This is a genomic window from Gillisia sp. JM1 (genome assembly GCF_000424645.1).
In the GTDB taxonomy this organism is placed as follows: Bacteria; Bacteroidota; Bacteroidia; order Flavobacteriales; family Flavobacteriaceae; genus Gillisia.
Window position 1 is genome coordinate 1,120,752 of sequence record NZ_KE384218.1, and the last position, 16,311, is coordinate 1,137,062.

14 protein-coding genes are annotated in these 16,311 nt (G+C 33.5%); 3 read left to right on the forward strand and 11 right to left on the reverse strand.

Translation table 11 applies throughout. The features are described from left to right. Positions 1-508: 508 nt before the first annotated feature. The 9 genes from H033_RS0108350 to H033_RS0108390 all read right to left on the reverse strand — a co-directional run bounded on the left by H033_RS0108350 (position 509) and on the right by H033_RS0108390 (position 12,284). The gene (locus H033_RS0108350; protein WP_026837900.1) at positions 509-730 is read right to left on the reverse strand and encodes a DUF6095 family protein; all 222 of its coding nucleotides are present in this window, start codon (positions 728-730) and stop codon (positions 509-511) included. 121 nt (positions 731-851) lie between these two features. Further along, on the reverse strand, positions 852-1,661 hold the full coding sequence (locus H033_RS0108355; RefSeq protein WP_026837901.1) for a DUF4249 domain-containing protein: 810 nt from the start codon (positions 1,659-1,661) through the stop codon (positions 852-854). 3 nt (positions 1,662-1,664) lie between these two features. Next, the gene (locus H033_RS0108360) at positions 1,665-4,031 is read right to left on the reverse strand and encodes a TonB-dependent receptor (protein ID WP_034886172.1); all 2,367 of its coding nucleotides are present in this window, start codon (positions 4,029-4,031) and stop codon (positions 1,665-1,667) included. A 279-nt stretch (positions 4,032-4,310) separates the two neighbouring features. Next, positions 4,311-6,533 (reverse strand): NADP-dependent isocitrate dehydrogenase, encoded by a 2,223-nt coding sequence (locus tag H033_RS0108365; protein ID WP_026837903.1) that lies wholly within the window; start codon positions 6,531-6,533, stop codon positions 4,311-4,313. Positions 6,534-7,221: 688 nt separating this feature from the next. Continuing rightward, positions 7,222-7,575, reverse strand: a complete 354-nt coding sequence (gene rplS, locus H033_RS0108370; RefSeq protein WP_026837904.1) for a 50S ribosomal protein L19 — start codon at positions 7,573-7,575, stop codon at positions 7,222-7,224. A 113-nt stretch (positions 7,576-7,688) separates the two neighbouring features. Next, positions 7,689-8,369 (reverse strand): tRNA (guanosine(37)-N1)-methyltransferase TrmD, encoded by a 681-nt coding sequence (trmD, locus tag H033_RS0108375; RefSeq protein WP_026837905.1) that lies wholly within the window; start codon positions 8,367-8,369, stop codon positions 7,689-7,691. Positions 8,370-8,436: 67 nt separating this feature from the next. After that, positions 8,437-9,021, reverse strand: coding sequence for a hypothetical protein (locus H033_RS0108380; RefSeq protein ID WP_026837906.1), 585 nt, complete (start codon positions 9,019-9,021; stop codon positions 8,437-8,439). Positions 9,022-9,302: 281 nt separating this feature from the next. Next, positions 9,303-10,751 (reverse strand): glyceraldehyde-3-phosphate dehydrogenase, encoded by a 1,449-nt coding sequence (locus tag H033_RS0108385; RefSeq protein ID WP_026837907.1) that lies wholly within the window; start codon positions 10,749-10,751, stop codon positions 9,303-9,305. 132 nt (positions 10,752-10,883) lie between these two features. Then, complete coding sequence (locus H033_RS0108390; RefSeq protein ID WP_026837908.1) at positions 10,884-12,284, reverse strand: S1C family serine protease; 1,401 nt, start codon at positions 12,282-12,284, stop codon at positions 10,884-10,886. A 127-nt stretch (positions 12,285-12,411) separates the two neighbouring features. Here H033_RS0108390 and dapF point away from each other — a divergent pair, with 127 nt between their 5' ends. From dapF to mltG, 3 genes are read left to right on the forward strand one after another with little or no spacing between them, the layout of a single operon-like run. Further along, the gene (gene dapF, locus H033_RS0108395; protein WP_026837909.1) at positions 12,412-13,200 is read left to right on the forward strand and encodes a diaminopimelate epimerase; all 789 of its coding nucleotides are present in this window, start codon (positions 12,412-12,414) and stop codon (positions 13,198-13,200) included. Then, on the forward strand, positions 13,194-13,724 hold the full coding sequence (locus tag H033_RS0108400; RefSeq protein WP_026837910.1) for a GNAT family N-acetyltransferase: 531 nt from the start codon (positions 13,194-13,196) through the stop codon (positions 13,722-13,724). The genes dapF and H033_RS0108400 overlap by 7 nt, the downstream gene beginning before the upstream one ends. Next, entirely contained in the window at positions 13,714-14,757 is a 1,044-nt protein-coding gene (mltG, locus tag H033_RS0108405; RefSeq protein WP_026837911.1) for an endolytic transglycosylase MltG, read from the forward strand. The genes H033_RS0108400 and mltG overlap by 11 nt, the downstream gene beginning before the upstream one ends. 61 nt (positions 14,758-14,818) lie before the next feature. On the opposite strand, the gene H033_RS0108410 is transcribed toward mltG, so the two are convergent. Together H033_RS0108410 and H033_RS0108415 are read right to left on the reverse strand one after the other, a co-directional pair. Further along, positions 14,819-15,265 carry a lipocalin family protein gene (locus tag H033_RS0108410; protein WP_026837912.1) on the reverse strand — a complete coding sequence of 149 codons (447 nt, stop codon included), beginning with the start codon at positions 15,263-15,265 and terminating at the stop codon, positions 14,819-14,821. 371 nt (positions 15,266-15,636) lie between these two features. Continuing rightward, the gene (locus tag H033_RS0108415; RefSeq protein ID WP_026837913.1) at positions 15,637-15,840 is read right to left on the reverse strand and encodes a hypothetical protein; all 204 of its coding nucleotides are present in this window, start codon (positions 15,838-15,840) and stop codon (positions 15,637-15,639) included. Positions 15,841-16,311: the final 471 nt, after the last annotated feature.

Genomic DNA, 16,311 nt, shown 5'->3' on the forward strand with positions numbered 1-16,311 from the left:
AATATGCCTTCTGGCAATAAATAGCGGGCTAATTCTTTATCCAAGTTCTAAGTGTTTTGCTTGCAAAGATACATTTCTCCCCAAGTTTTTTCCTTGATCCATCTCCTCTAAACGGTGCCCTAAAATTTTAGCATTTTACTGTTATTGTTTAATTAATCAACTGCCTATTTTGGAATAAGCCCTGCAAGGGTTTGCAACCCTTGCAGGGCTGGAATCAACCTATATTATTTAAATCTCAGAATTTTTTATATCTAAAAGTTTTTATTAAAAATTGACTTGCCCAGAGAACCCAAAAAAATGTACTGAATTAAGGATCCTCCGTTCCCTAAATGCTGAAGCATCCTTAGGATGTCCGGCCAGGGATTGGAGCAAGCTATCGTGTAGCTCGGAAAGCCCGGCACAAGGCGAAGCCGAGGTGGGACGCCATAAAAGAATTGGAATAACTTATTGGTAATAAAGAGGTAAAAGCAAGAATTTCAATGCTGTTAATTTTATCTGGTGGATGATTTTAATCAAATAGGGCTTTCATGATGGTGCGAATTCCAAGAAACATTAATATAATAGCCCCAATAAAAGCCAATAGACCAAATATTAGAACGGCAATATAATATGGATGTTCTTTATTATGAAAAGCAGAATAGAGTACAACAGGGCCTAATAAAGTTAAGGGTAAAGCTCCTGCTAAATATTTGATGCCTTTGCCGAGCATTTCTTTATTAGTGTGTTTCATAATATTTTTATTTAATCCCTCATTGAGGGTTTAATTCCCCGAGGCTTGCCTCGAATTTTTAAAAGTATTTTCCAATTCATTCTTCGTGGGCTTGCCCCGAGGTTATTGATTTTTCCAGTAGTTATTGGATCGTATATTCGAGATTGTCTGACTGTGAAAGTCTAAAATAACCAAATGCAAAATTATCGGGATTAGTTTCATTAATTATATTACCTCTAACTGTGGTTGGCTGGGTTTGAAAGGGACCTCCATTGTTTTCCCCAGCTTGAGAACTTAAAATATAAAGATATTCATAAAATCTTCCTGAAATTCCCTGAATTTCGAAATTGACTATATCTCCAACCTTCAGGTCTTCATCAGAAAAATATGCAAAGGTTCTATTGCCATTCGTGAATTCATCATCATTAATTTGAACAGAGATATCATCTAAAAAGAATTTAAATAAATAATAATTAGAAATTTCAGCAGGATCTGTAAAATACGCTTTTAACTCAATGTCATCTCCACTAAAACCACCATTAAGGGTCTGTTCCACTTCCTCTAAATCAACTACAGGAATCATACTTTCGGTAGCGGAATAAATTTCGTTGTTATACCGGATAGTTAATTGGTATTCTTTATTCAGTTCAGGTAGGAAATTTGTGTTGACATAAATGCCTGAATCTTCCTCTATGAATTTAAATGTTTCTCCAGAAGAAGATACAATTTCAATTATGGCATCTTTCGCAGGAGAAATTTCTGAATCAAAATAAGGGCTTGTCCTAGTTAAATATATAATTTGGGAGTTTCCATTGCTCCTTTTCTCCCAAATAATGGAAGCTTCTACTACAAGTCTGGGTGAAGACTCTTGCAAATCTACTTGAACAACTTCTTCACAGGAACAACATATTATAATTAATATTAGTAATAAGATATTATGAGCTATTTTCATTTTCTAGAACTTAAAGTTATAGGTTACTGAGGGTATTATACCAAAGAGAGATAGTCTAACCGCTTCGTTCATGCCCGTATCGTCATTATTTCTAAAGCTTAAAGAAACTGCATTTTTCCTTCCATACAAATTGTAAATGCCAAAGTTCCACGAAGATTTAAAATTTCTATTTTTGTTTTTCGGTGGTGTATATGTTGCTGAAAGATCTAGTCTGTGATATGCGGGTAAACGTTCACTATTTCTTGCAGAATAAACAGGAATCACTAAATTCTCGAATGTGTATTGAGCATTTGGATACGTGGTTGGTAATCCAGTTTGATAATTGAAGTTACTATTTATTTGCCACTTTTCACTTAATTCGTAACTAGCAGTTATAGATACATCATGGGTTTTATCATAAGCCGTATTATACCATGAACCATTATTAATTCCGGTTTCTAATGCTGTTCTACCAGGTGTTTTCTGTTCTGATTTTGACAATGTGTAAGCAAACCAACCAGTGAAATCCCCTTTATTCTTTTTTAATAATAATTCTAATCCATAAGCTCTTGCTTTTCCTGGTAATATAACTTGTTCAATTGCATTATTTGCAATAAGATTTGCACCATCTATATAGTTGATCCTGTTTTTGATCTTTTTATAAAATCCTTCAATTTCTATAGAATAAGCATCTTCTCTTAAGTTTTGAAAATATCCTAATGCAACCTGATCGAGGATCTGAGGATCAATATATTTACCACTAGGAGCCCAAATATCTAATGGAGTAGGAGAGCTGGTATTGGTAATAAGATGTAAATATTGGGCCATCCTATTGTAACTTATTTTAACAGATTGGTTGTTATTGAGACTATAAGCCAAAGCTATTCTTGGTTCTAATACATGGAAATATTTTTCAACTTTAGATTTCTTCAAATTTTTGGAACCAATTGGTTCTGCCTCTTCATATATTTTAAAATCATTATTGAAAACTACCGCTTGATCATTATCATAAATATTAAGCTCATCTTGGCCTAATCTAAAGAAATTGCTAAATCGTAAACCATATTCTGCAGTTAATTTATTACTAATTTGATGTTCGGCTGATAAATACAGAGCACTTTCAAAAGCATATTTTTTGGTTAATTTATTATCTATAATACCAGATGTTGGTGTGCTTGGCTCAATCTCTCCCGGATTAAATTCATAATAGGTGTTCTGAATTCCGTATTCCAGACTAAGATTGTCACTTATATACTGACTGAAGTCGTATTTTAAATTGAGGTTTTTAATGCCGCTATTCCAATTAAACTCTACAAAATCCAGGGTTAGACCATAATAGTAATCGCTATAAATTACTGAAAGATTGGTGAAAATGTTATCTGTAAGAACATGGTTCCACCTTAGGTTGAAGACTGCATTTCCATAAGTGTTCTTAAAGCTATCATTTATGTTGAATACATCTCTACCAAAATAACCGGAAAACAAGATGGTGTTACTGTTATCTAATCTATAACTCAACTTTGTGTTTAGATCGTAAAAATAGGCAGTGTTTTCATTATCAGTTAATTTTAGGAATAGGTGCGCATAGGAACTTCTACCTCCAATTAAAAAAGAACCTTTGTCCTGAACAATGGGACCTTCAGCTAAAAGCCTACTAGAGATTACTCCTATTCCCCCATTCGCTTTAAACTCTTTACTGTTACCATCTTTTTGAAAGATCTCTAGTACAGATGAAACTCTACCACCATATTTTGCTGGAATTCCTCCTTTATATAATTTCAAATTTTTGATTGCATCTGGATTAAAAACAGAAAAAAGACCGAACAAATGTGAGGAATTGTATATGGTAGCTTCATCTAACAGGATAAGATTTTGGTCTACAGCGCCCCCCCTTACATTAAACCCCGAAGAACCTTCTCCTGCATTTGAAACTCCTGGTAATAATAATAAGGATCTAACAACATCTACCTCGCCAAATACAACGGGTAATTTTTGAATGGTGTTTATATCTAACCTGTTCACACTCATTTCTGGCCCTCGAATATTAGATCTTTGGGTATCATTAGTAATGAGAACTTCATCTAAACTTTCTGAAGTTTCTACTAATGAAAAATTATAGGTACTATTCTTATCAATTTCTATTGTAATAGCTTGTTCTTGATACCCTAGATATGAAATCACTAAGTTGTGTGTACCTTCTGGAAGTTTTAAAGAATAAAAACCATATTCGTTACTAACAACACCTGTATTTAAATTGGTGATCAATATATTAACCCCATATAATGTTTCATTATTGGAGTCATCTTTTATCACACCATTAATAGTGAAGGTGTCTTGAGCTTGAAGGAAACTAAAGAAGAAAATGAATAATGTTGAGAATAATTTTGCCAAACTATTTTTTATAGTAAATATAGGATTTGTAGTTTAATGCACATAAAAACAATGGCGTTCTTATGAAACAATTCTATAATGTTTAGCGAAGATCTTTAATGAATAAAAAAAGCCCTGAATGTATTTCATCAGGGCTTTCTAAGTAAATCAAGAACCTCGGGGCAAGCCCACGAGGTACGATTTGAAAAATACTTTTATAAATTCGAGGCAAGCCCGCCTGAACGTATCGGGCAGGCCTCGGGGAATTAAACCCTCAATGAGGGATTAAAATCGAGATTTTTATTTTCCCATAATATTATTCAAGGTCTCACTAGGTTTCATAGCTTTACCAATTAGATCTTCAGTAGGATAATAGTAGCCTTTAATATCTACTTTTTTACCTTGAGCATCAATTAGATCCTTAAGAATTTTTGTTTCATTTTCTGCTAATTGCATAGCGATTTTCGTGAACTCGTCTTTTAAGGATTGATCCTTATCTTGCCTCGCTAATCCCTGAGCCCAATAAAGAGCTAAATAAAAATGACTTCCTCTATTATCTAATTCATTTACCTTTCTAGATGGAGATTTGTCGTTACGTAAAAATTCTTCAGTAGCTTCATCTAAGGTTTCCGAAAGAATTAAGGCTTTTTTATTATCGAATTTTTGACCTAAATGTTCTAAAGACACCGCTAATGCTAAAAACTCTCCTAAGGAATCCCATCGTAAATGTCCTTCTTTTAGGAATTGTTGGATATGCTTTGGAGCAGATCCACCCGCGCCAGTTTCAAATAAACCACCACCGTTCATTAAAGGAACTATAGATAACATTTTCGCACTTGTTCCTAACTCTAAAATTGGGAAAAGATCTGTTAAGTAATCTCTAAGTACATTTCCACTTACAGAAATAGTGTCTTGTCCAGCTTTTACTCGTTTAAGAGTGTAATTGGTTGCTTCAAATGGAGCCATTATTTGAATGTCAAGACCTTCAGTACTTACTTCAGCTAAATATTTATTAACTTTTTTAATTACTTCGGCATCATGACTTCTCTTTTTATCTAACCAGAAAATAGCTGGCATTCCGGAAGCTTTAGCTCTAGAAGCTGCCAATTTAACCCAATCCTGAATAGGTGCATCTTTAACCTGACACATTCTCCAGATGTCACCTTCTTCTACTGAATGCTCAAGAATTACTTCCCCTTTAGAGTTTTTTACTTTTACAGATCCATTTGAAGAAATTTCAAAGGTTTTGTCATGAGATCCGTATTCTTCTGCTTTTTGTGCCATTAACCCAACATTAGGAACAGTTCCCATTGTAGTAGGATCAAAGGCTCCATTTTCTTTACAGAAATCTATGGTAGCTTGGTAGATCCCAGCATAACTGCTGTCTGGAATCACAGCTTTTGTATCTTGGAGAGCTCCTTTTGAATTCCACATTTTACCGGAAGTTCTTATCATTGCAGGCATAGAGGCATCAATAATTACATCACTAGGCACATGTAGATTGGTAATTCCTTTATCTGAATTTACCATAGCTAGAGAAGGGCCATTTTTGAAACCTTCCTTTAAATCGGCTCCTATTTCTTTTCTCTGGTTTTCCGGTAAATCTGATAGTGCATTTAATAGATCTCCTAATCCACTATTCACATTCACGCCAATTTTATCAAAGGTATCGTTATATTTTTCAAAAAGGTCGTTGAAAAATGTGCGTACAGCATGACCAAAAATTATTGGATCGGATACCTTCATCATTGTTGCTTTCATGTGTAGAGAAAACAATACGTCTTTTTCTTTAGCGTCAGCAATCTGTTCATTCAAAAACGATATGAGTGCCGATTTACTCATTACGGTAGCATCGATAATTTCCCCATCAAGAACTTTTAAATTTTCTTTTAAGATGGTAGTTTTCCCATTAGCGTCTTCTAATTCTATACTTAAGACATCAGAATGATTAAGAGTTAAAGACTTTTCATTATGAAAGAAGTCTCCAGAATTCATAGTAGCAACATGGGTTTTTGAATTAGAATCCCATTTGCCCATAGAATGCGGGTTTTCTTTAGCATAATTCTTCACCGCTTTTGGAGCTCTTCGGTCTGAATTACCTTCTCTTAGAACTGGATTCACAGCACTACCTTTAACCTTGTCGTATTTCTGCTTAATATTCTTTTCTTCTTCATTTTTTGGCTCACCTGGATAGTTAGGCAAATTAAATCCCTTTTCTTGAAGTTCCTTGATAGCTGCTTCTAATTGAGGTTCTGAGGCGCTTATATTTGGAAGTTTTATAATGTTAGCTTCAGGTTTTGTAACTAATTCTCCTAATTCTTTTAATGCATCTGGTACTCGTTGTCCTTCAGGTAGATCATGAGAAAAGCTAGCTAGTATTCTAGCAGCTAAAGAAATATCTTTTGCCTCAATTTCTATATTAGAAGAATTGGTAAAAGTTTTAATTATTGGCAATAAAGAAAATGTCGCCAACATTGGGGCTTCATCTGTTTTTGTATAAACTATTTTTGATCTTTGATTCATATAATTATTTATTTTTGAATAAGCCGAATATTGCTTTGGAATAAAATTCCGATTACCTATTAGGTTTATTATTTATTTATGGATTTTTAAAAATTTAGGATGTAAAATCCTAAGTCTCGCGAAGATACGTATTTTAGAATTTTTATCATAGGTAGGGAAAGGCTAAAACTTCGGTTTTAGGGAAAATTTAATAATAAAAAAGCCATTTCAACATACCTTGTATATTGAAATGGCTTCAAATGAAGTAACGCTTTACCGCTGAATCACTAAAGATCATTCATAAGTCAATTAATACAACTTACTTCGTGCGTTACTGCAAATGACATAATTTGCTCACAAACGCGATTAAATTATATCAAAAACGGTCAAATCTTTCAAACTGCTTTTGCTTGGCAAAATATACGTTATATACAAGATAAGAACCCGTGTAAAGAAATAACTTTACAGCACCTTATTTAAAATAGAGAAATCCTTTTGTCATCCTCTTTATTTTTAAGGTACATATAAATGTACAATCAATTTTCAGTAAAATCAAGAATTTTAACTATTTAGTTTTCAATAGGTTATGATGGGTGCTTGTCAACTTTTGTTAATTAATTTAATGGTTTACTTTAGCTGATTTGATTAAAATAAATCAATAAAAAAGCCCCAATTAAGGGGATTTTTTATTTTCTCAAGAGAAAGATAATTATCTTCTTCTTTGTTCCTTGATACGGGCTTTTTTACCTGTAAGACCTCTAAAGTAATAAATACGAGCTCTTCTAACGGCACCACGTTTATTAACTTCAATTTTTTGCAATGCAGGTAAGTTAACCGGGAATATACGTTCTACCCCAACTGTACCACTTATTTTTCTAATGGTAAAAGTTTTTGAAGTACCAGTTCCTTTAACTTGAATTACAACACCTCTAAAAAACTGGGTACGAGTTTTAGCCCCTTCCGAAATTTCATAGTATACAGTGATTGTGTCACCTGCAGAATATTCAGGAAATTCTTTTTTAGTAACGAATTCGTCTTGAACGAATTTAATTAGGGATTCCATAATTAATATTTTTAATAAAGTCTAAACCAACATTCACGGATCTCGCCAGAGGTTAATATAGAAACGAGTGCAAAACTAGATAATTTTAAACTATAAACAAGCAGAATTTCAAATTATTCCTCTCCTAATAAATCTGGGCGTAATTTTTTTGTTCTTTCATAGGATTGATCTTCTCTCCATGATTCTATTTTAGGGAAATTTCCAGAGGTTAAAATTTCTGGTACTTTCCATCCTTTATAATCTGCAGGTCTCGTATAGACCGGTGGCGCTAACAGGTCGTCTTGAAAAGAATCTGTTAGTGCTGAAGTTTCATTTCCTAAAACTCCAGGAATCAATCTAATTATCGAATCGCAAACTACTGCAGCGGCTAATTCGCCACCAGATAGTACATAATCTCCAATAGAAATCTCCTTTGTTACAAAGTGATCTCGTACTCTTTGATCTACTCCTTTATAGTGGCCGCAAAGAATTATAATATTTTCTTTTAAGGAAAGTGTATTTGCAGTTCTCTGGTCAAATTTATCTCCATCGGGTGTCATGTAAATCACTTCGTCATAATCTCTTTGAGATTTTAAATCAGTAATACATTTATCTATTGGCTCTATCATCATTACCATTCCTGCGCCACCACCAAATTGGTAGTCGTCTATCTGCTTATAATTATCAGTTACATAGTCCCTAAGGTTGTGTAAGTGTATCTCTACAAGTCCTTTTTCTATAGCTCGCTTTAATATGGAAACTTCAAAAGGACTGGTAAGAATGTCAGGGACAACTGTTATAATATCTATGCGCATGCTGGTTTATTTTAAGAGTGCAAAGATGCGAAATATGTATAAGCTAAATCTTGTGAAGAAATCTTATTTATCTGTCACTTGCTTTATTTCTTTCGTCTTGCAATAATCTACCTAATCGTTGCTCTTTTACGAGCGCTTTTGCTTTATATTCATCGAACTCTTTGTCGGTCGCGATTAGATTATTTCTAGCTTCCGAAGTTTGTGCATGACCTTTCTTAAATTGGAATATAAAGAAAAGCAAGAATAAGATCAAGATCGCTACAATTCCCCACATAAGTGCCATATAGGTTCCTTTGCTAAATGGCATTCCTAAAAACGTGATCGCATCTTTTTCTGCAGTAACTTCTTTTAAATTATCCTGAGTGCTTTCTAAATTATTTTTTAACTGAATTACCTCTTTTTGTTGTTGATCTATAGTATTTTTTTGAGTGACAATTTCATTATTTAAATTAGAGATAAAATTTGCAGTATTCTGTTTCAGTTTCACTAGATCGTTGTAGTCTACAACTTTGTAACCCTGATAATCATTAGATCCTTCAATAATTCTTGTAAATTCATCTTCCACAGGATTTTCACTTTCTTCTATTTCCTGGGCAGTTGCTGAAAATGTAAAAAAGAGGGTCGCTAATCCTAATAATAATAGTTTATTCATTTTATTGTTTTTTGTTTGGTACTCCTATCAACGTTCCTAAAAAATACTTATTGCCATTTAACTTGATTTATGCAAGTTAGCTTGATGTGGTTTAATAATCACATCTTCAAGGAAGTTATTAAGGGCCTTGTTTCTTAAAGATTTAATTATGTTATAAAACGCGACTTATTCAAAAATAAAGTTATAAAACTGAATATAATTTAACATTAGATAAATGTAAAAAGGCTCAGAAATTTCTGAACCTTTTTATATAAGTTTATTTTCTGAGAAGGATAAGAAGCCTAGTAATAAGTAAAACGTCTTACTTTAGCGATGTATTTTGCTAATCTAATTACTTGATGACTATATCCATATTCATTATCATACCAGATATATAGTACGATATTTTTCCCATCGGCAGTTGCTATGGTTGCTTTACTATCATAAATTGCAGGAGCAGAGGAACCAACAATATCTGAAGAAACCAACTCATTATCTATAGAATACTTTATTTGCTCTACCAACTCTCCTTCCAAAGCGTAGTTTTTAAGAATAGCATTTACGCCTTCTACAGAAGTGGTAGCTTCCACTTCAAGATTTAAAATTGCTAAAGATCCATTAGGAACAGGTACTCTAATTGCATTAGAAGTTAATTTTCCATCAAAAACGGGCAATGCTTTTGCTACTGCTTGTCCAGCTCCAGTTTCGGTAATTACCATATTTAATCCTGCGGCACGACCTCTTCTATATTTACTATGCATATTGTCTACCAAGTTTTGATCGTTGGTATATGCATGAATAGTTTCTAAATGGCCATGAACAACACCTAAGGAATCTTGAATAGCTTTTAAAACCGGAGTGATAGCATTGGTAGTACAAGAAGCAGCAGAGAAAATCGAGACCTCATCTGGGTCATGTTCCGTATGATTAACACCGTGAACAATATTTGGAATTCCTTTTGCTGGTGCTGTAATTAACACTTTACTAGCTCCTTTAGAGCTTAAGTGCCTGGATAATTCTTCTTTATCTCTAAATGCACCCGTATTGTCTATAATAAGAGCATCGTCAATTCCATACTCTGTATAATCTATTTCTTCTGGATTGTTCGCTGAAATAATATGAACAGTAGTCCCATTAATTACTAAAGCAGAGTTTTCTACATCTACGTTAACAGTACCTGAAAAATCTCCATGAATAGAATCATTTCTTAAAAGAGAAGCTCTTTTTTCTAAAACAGTTGCATCTACCTTTCCACGAGTTACAATAGCTCGAAGTCTTAGTTGGCTACCAACTCCCGTTCTGGTCATTAATTCTCTAGCAACTAATCTACCAATTCTTCCAAACCCATAAAGCACCACGTCTTTGGGAGTGATATCCTGGTAATCTTTGGCATCTTTTAATTTAGAGGCAATAAAAGCCTTTGCGTTATTATAATCTACATCTTCTAAGTGATACTCGTAAGTAAGTTTTCCAATATCTAATTTTGCTGGCGGAAGATCTAGGTCTTTTATAGCCTGAGCAATTTCGACAGAATCGAAAATTGAGATCGGCTTTTCTACAAAAGCCCCTGCATATTCATGTAGGTTAAGAATGTCACTTACATTTCTATTGATCAGTGGATTTCTGAATAAAACCAATTCTATGGATTTGTCATACCATAGATCGCTTATTATTTTAATAAACTCCACAGAGGCACGTCTGCGGTCTGCTTGAAAAGCAAGTTCTTTTTCGTAAACTTCGTTAAATCCCATTTTTTTGTTGAGTTACATTGTGTTTTTAAAACGGTGCAAAAGTATAGATTTCAAACGTTTTCGTGAAATATTTCTAAAAAAAATAACCTGCTGAAATTATTCCAGTAGGTTATTTTTATTCAGTGGGATTTTTTACCTCCAAATATAGGTTTGTTCTTTTCCTTCTTTATTCACAAATGTAATGCTGATAGGCTCTTCGGAAGTGTTCGAATTTATTATTCCTTTAACATCCTCTACGCTACTTACTTTCTGACTATTTATTTTTGTGATGATTATTCCAATTAAAGCTTGAGATTGTTTATCATTTTTCAATGCTCTGGAAATTTTTACGCCATTTGAGGTATTATATTCTTTAAGATCTGCTTTAGAAGTATTTGTAACTTCCAAGCCTATTGCTGTGATGGCAAATGTTTCGTATTTAGCTAATTTTACATCGACCTCTTTTTCCCTTCCATCTCTTAATATTTTCACCTTCACCACATCTTTGGGTCTTTTAGATCCTAAATATCCGGTCAGGTCAGACATTTTTCTAATTTCAATATTATCTATTTGTCGTATCACATCTCCCTGTTTTATACCTGCTAGTGCGGCTCCACTACCAGAATCTACATCCTCTACAATAACACCTTGCGATGTTGAAAGATCTGATTGTTTTGAAATGAACTGATTTACGTCTTGTCCTCTAATCCCTAAGATTCCTTGCTGCACATTTCCATATTCCATAATATCCTCAACAATTTTCCTAGCATTATTAGAAGGAACTGCAAAACCATAACCAATATAACTACCGGTTTGTGAAGTGATAGCGGTATTGATTCCAATTAATTCACCAGCTATATTTACCAGTGCACCGCCACTATTTCCAGGGTTTATTGCAGCATCGGTTTGAATAAAAGATTGCGGACTAGCATTATTAGTATTTAAATCCCTTGCTTTTGCGCTTACAATTCCCGCAGTTACAGTAGAAGTTAAATTAAAAGGATTCCCTACTGCCAAAACCCATTCACCTAATTTAACGTTGTTGGAATTTCCAAAAGGAATGTATTCCAGCTCTGTCGCATCAATTTTAATAAGTGCAATATCTGCTTTGGTGTCTGTTCCAATTAATTTCGCAACATAGGTTTTATTATTGTTTAGCGTCACTTCGATTTCTCCAGCACCATCTATTACGTGGTTATTGGTAATTATATAACCATCTGGCGAGATAATAACTCCAGAGCCTGTTCCTTGTAATGCTTTGCCGGTATTTCCCCCTCGAGAATAATATTCCCAAACACTACTTGGCTTATCAAAAACAGCAACATTTTTTACATGAACTACAGAGTGAACTGTTTTTTCGGCAGCTTCAGTAAAATCTGCATTTGTTCCGTAGATATTATTAGAATTGGAAACTGGAATAAACGATGAAGATTCTTGTTCTATAGGAGATCGCTCAAAAAAAGATTCATCCTCATCAATGATCAGTTTGTAAGAGCCTAGTGTTAATACACCACCTAGTATGGAAACACCAAGTAATTTAATAAATTGTTTCATTGCTACTTTATTTTTTTAATTAAAAACTAATCAACCTACTGTCAAATAAAATGGGCCTAAATGCCTACATGTACAGCGATAGTTTTTGTGTGATTGTTGTATATTTGTTTTATTCAAATCTGCATTCATGAACATTCCTTTTTACAAATTCCACGGCACAGGAAATGATTTTATAATGGTTGATAATCGCAATGATGTATTCTCCAAAAATAATACCAAACTAGTACACGACCTTTGTCATCGAAGATTTGGGATAGGAGCTGATGGTTTAATACTTTTGGAAAATTCTGAAATATCTTCTGAAGACTTTAAGATGGTATATTATAATTCTGATGGAAACCAGAGTAGCATGTGTGGAAATGGCGGAAGATGTTTGGTGGCATTTGCAAAACTTCTTGGAATTATTAATGATAAAGCAACTTTTACTGCAATAGATGGTCTTCATGAGGCAACTATAGATGGAAATATTGTGAGTTTGAAAATGCAAGATGTATTAGCAAAAGGGATAAATGAAGAGGAATTGTTTTTAGATACCGGCTCTCCACATCATATTTTGTTTTCAGAAGAAGTTGGAGATATCAACGTAAAACGAGATGGGGCAGCCATTCGATATTCAGAAAAATATGAATCTTGTGGAGGGACAAATGTAAATTTTGTTCAACAAACAGATATAGATACTTTTTTGGTAAGGACTTATGAAAGAGGGGTAGAGGATGAGACCTATTCTTGTGGGACTGGTGTTACTGCCGTTGCGCTCGCTGTAAATGCAATAGGTAAAACCGTTGCTAATACTATTAATTTAGAAACGCCAGGAGGGAAGCTACAAGTATCTTTTGAAAATAATAACGGTGCATATCATAATATCTGGCTTACTGGACCAACTGCAAAAGTTTTTAAAGGAGAGTTTGAATGTTAACCTTAAAAGGCGATAAAGTATATTTAAGGGCATTGGAGCCCGAAGATCTTGATTTTATTCAGGAGGTGGAAAACTCTGAAGATTTTTGGGAGATAAGTTCTACCAGGGTGCCGTATTCCCGATTTTTGATTAAAAAATACCTGCAAAATTCCCATCGCGATATTTTTGATGTAAAACAGCTTCGATTAATGATCTGTAGGCTTGATAACACGCCAATAGGATTAATAGATGTATTCGATCTAGAGCCTAAAGATCGCAGGGCTGCTCTGGGAATTCTAATTGTTAGTGATGAAAACCGAGGGAAGGGCTATGGTGCGGAAGTTTTAAAATTGATTAGTAATTATTGTTTTACTCACTTATGCTTACATCAATTATATGCAAATGTTACTATAGATAACTTAGCCAGTATAAAGTTATTTGAAAAATGCGATTTTAAAGCTGTGGGCATTAAGAAAGACTGGATTTTAGTAAATGGAAAATTTAAGGACGAAATTCTTTACCAATTAATAAATAATGTATATTAAAAAAATTCTTTGGATCATCGCCCTTCTTGGGCTTGTAGCATTAGGTATATTCAGTTATTCTGTATATAATTCAATTTTCTCACCGAATACTAAATTCGAAAACAAAACGGCAACAGTTTATATTCCAACAGGTGCCACATATCAAATAGCTATTGATAGTTTGCGTCCATTGCTCGATGATCTATCTTCTTTTGACGCCGTAGCTCAGAAAAAGGGATACGCTGCAAATATAAAAGCAGGAAAGTATATTCTGAAAAAGGGCATGAATAACAATGATCTTGTGAATGTGCTTAGAAGCCAGAACACACCCGTTTCTGTTGTATTCAATAATCAAGAAAGATTAGAAGAACTTGCGGGAAGAATTGCAGTGCAGATTGAAGCAGATAGTATTTCCTTATTAAAAACTATGCAAGATGATGTTTTTTTAAATGCCAATAATTTGAACAAACAAGAGGCATTAGGATTGTATATCCCTAACAAATATGAATTCTTTTGGAATACTTCTGCAGAGGGTTTTAGAGAGCGGATGCTTAAAGAATACGAAAAATTTTGGAATCAGGAGAGATTGGATAAAGCTAAAGAAATTGGTTTAACTCCAAATCAAGTTACAGTAGTGGCTTCAATTGTACAGAAAGAAACGGCAAAAGTAGATGAACGACCGAAGGTGGCTGGGGTGTATATGAATAGAATTAATAATGGTTGGAAATTGGAAGCAGATCCCACGGTTATCTACGCTGTAAAAGAACAATCCGGGAATTTCGATACGATTATAAAAAGAGTGCTTTATAAAGATCTTAAGCTGGAGTCTCCGTACAACACCTATATCAATATCACGCTTCCTCCCGGTCCCATTGCTATGCCCGACATTTCTTCTATAGATGCTGTTTTAAACTACGGAAAGCATGAGTATTTCTTCTTCGTGGCAGATGTGGAGAATTTCGGCTATCATAAATTCGCCAAAAATTTAGCACAGCATAATAGAAATAAACAAGCTTATGTGCAATGGATCAATAAGCAAGGGGTTAAGAGATAAACTTATAGAAATAAAAAAAGCACGTTTTTAAAACGTGCTTTGAAATAATTTGATTCATCTTTTATCTAGTTAAAACATATTCTCCACTTATGGTAGCAATATTTTCAAAGCCTGATTCATTAAATTTTGATACTTGATCCACAGTTAAAACGATTCTATTTTCAGTCATTTCTTGAATGATCACTTCTCCAGCTGATTCTGCTGCCGTCATGTCATTGTTGCTCATTTGGGCAAAATTCGTTGAAGTTTTCAATATATTTCCATCTATGGACCAGTCTCCACTAGAACTAAATTCACTTATTGAAAATATTTGACTAATTCCTTCAGTAGTTAAATTAACATCATAACCACCTTGAGACTTAAAAGTGTTATCAGCATTAAATGTTAAGCTATAATCAATGTTTTCAGCAACACCAGAATAGGTGGTAGTGTGATTTGTCTCCTGAAAATTCACCTCCGTTTTGCCAGCATAATTAAGGGAACTAAGATTCCATTCACCTACAATCATGGAAGAGTTAAAACTGAACTGCTGTCATCGTCCTTAGAACATGAAGAAAAAGCAAGAAATAAAATTGCAAGCAGAGATAGTTTAATCGTTTTCATCTTATATGAATGTTGGTTAGTAATTCTAGATTCTGAGAAGATGAAGTAGGGTTGAAGACGATTTGTGTCTCTATCTTTCTAATGGAAAATTAGTTAAAATTTCATATTATCGCGCTTTTTTATTATAAAATTTAAAAAATATTTCTTATTTAATAATAATTTAGTGTTACTATTTCATCGTTTTATTAAATTTATTCAGATATATTAGTGTGATTATAACAAGTTAATTCTACGTAAATCATCAATGAATCATCTCAAAAATAGATTTCATTCTACTCAAAGAGCATCTGAATTAAACTTACAGCCCAATCCTCGGTAAACCAATGATTTTATTTTATCATTTATATCTGATCCTAGCTTTATTTCATCTTTTATATAATTAATGGCATGCCCTAAGTGGTTATCCAATTCGCTTAGTGCAGCTAGGGAAGGATAAAGATGTTTTGGACGTTGAATCATTCCTAATTCTATACCAAGCAATATGGTTGGTTTTTTATCTGGTCTAAGGACATATTAAAGTTTACTGCAAAGGATTTATATTCTATAATGTGGAAAATCTCATAGAATCCATCTTCCTGAATAATTTATTTTCTTACTCCAATCGAAATACTTCCACGAAACCGCAATCGTTCAAAGTACTTTCATAAACAGCATTGCTTGAGTTGGCTCCTTGGCTAATTAAAAATAGAATTATAGAGAATATTATACTATAGTAACTGCTATACAAGAATGAAATTAATATTAAAACGAAAAATATAATTTTCAAAGTAATCCATAGGGTGAAAAGATTCTTATTCTGTGTGATTTTTTTTGAATCCTTAGGGAGGAAAATGCTTTTAGATTCTTCAAAAAAAAATTAATTAATACGATTATAAAAAGTAGAATAAACGGGAAGTTATTGTAACAGCTTTATCTTGTTAGTTACCAGTTAGTTAAAATATTTAAGAGAGC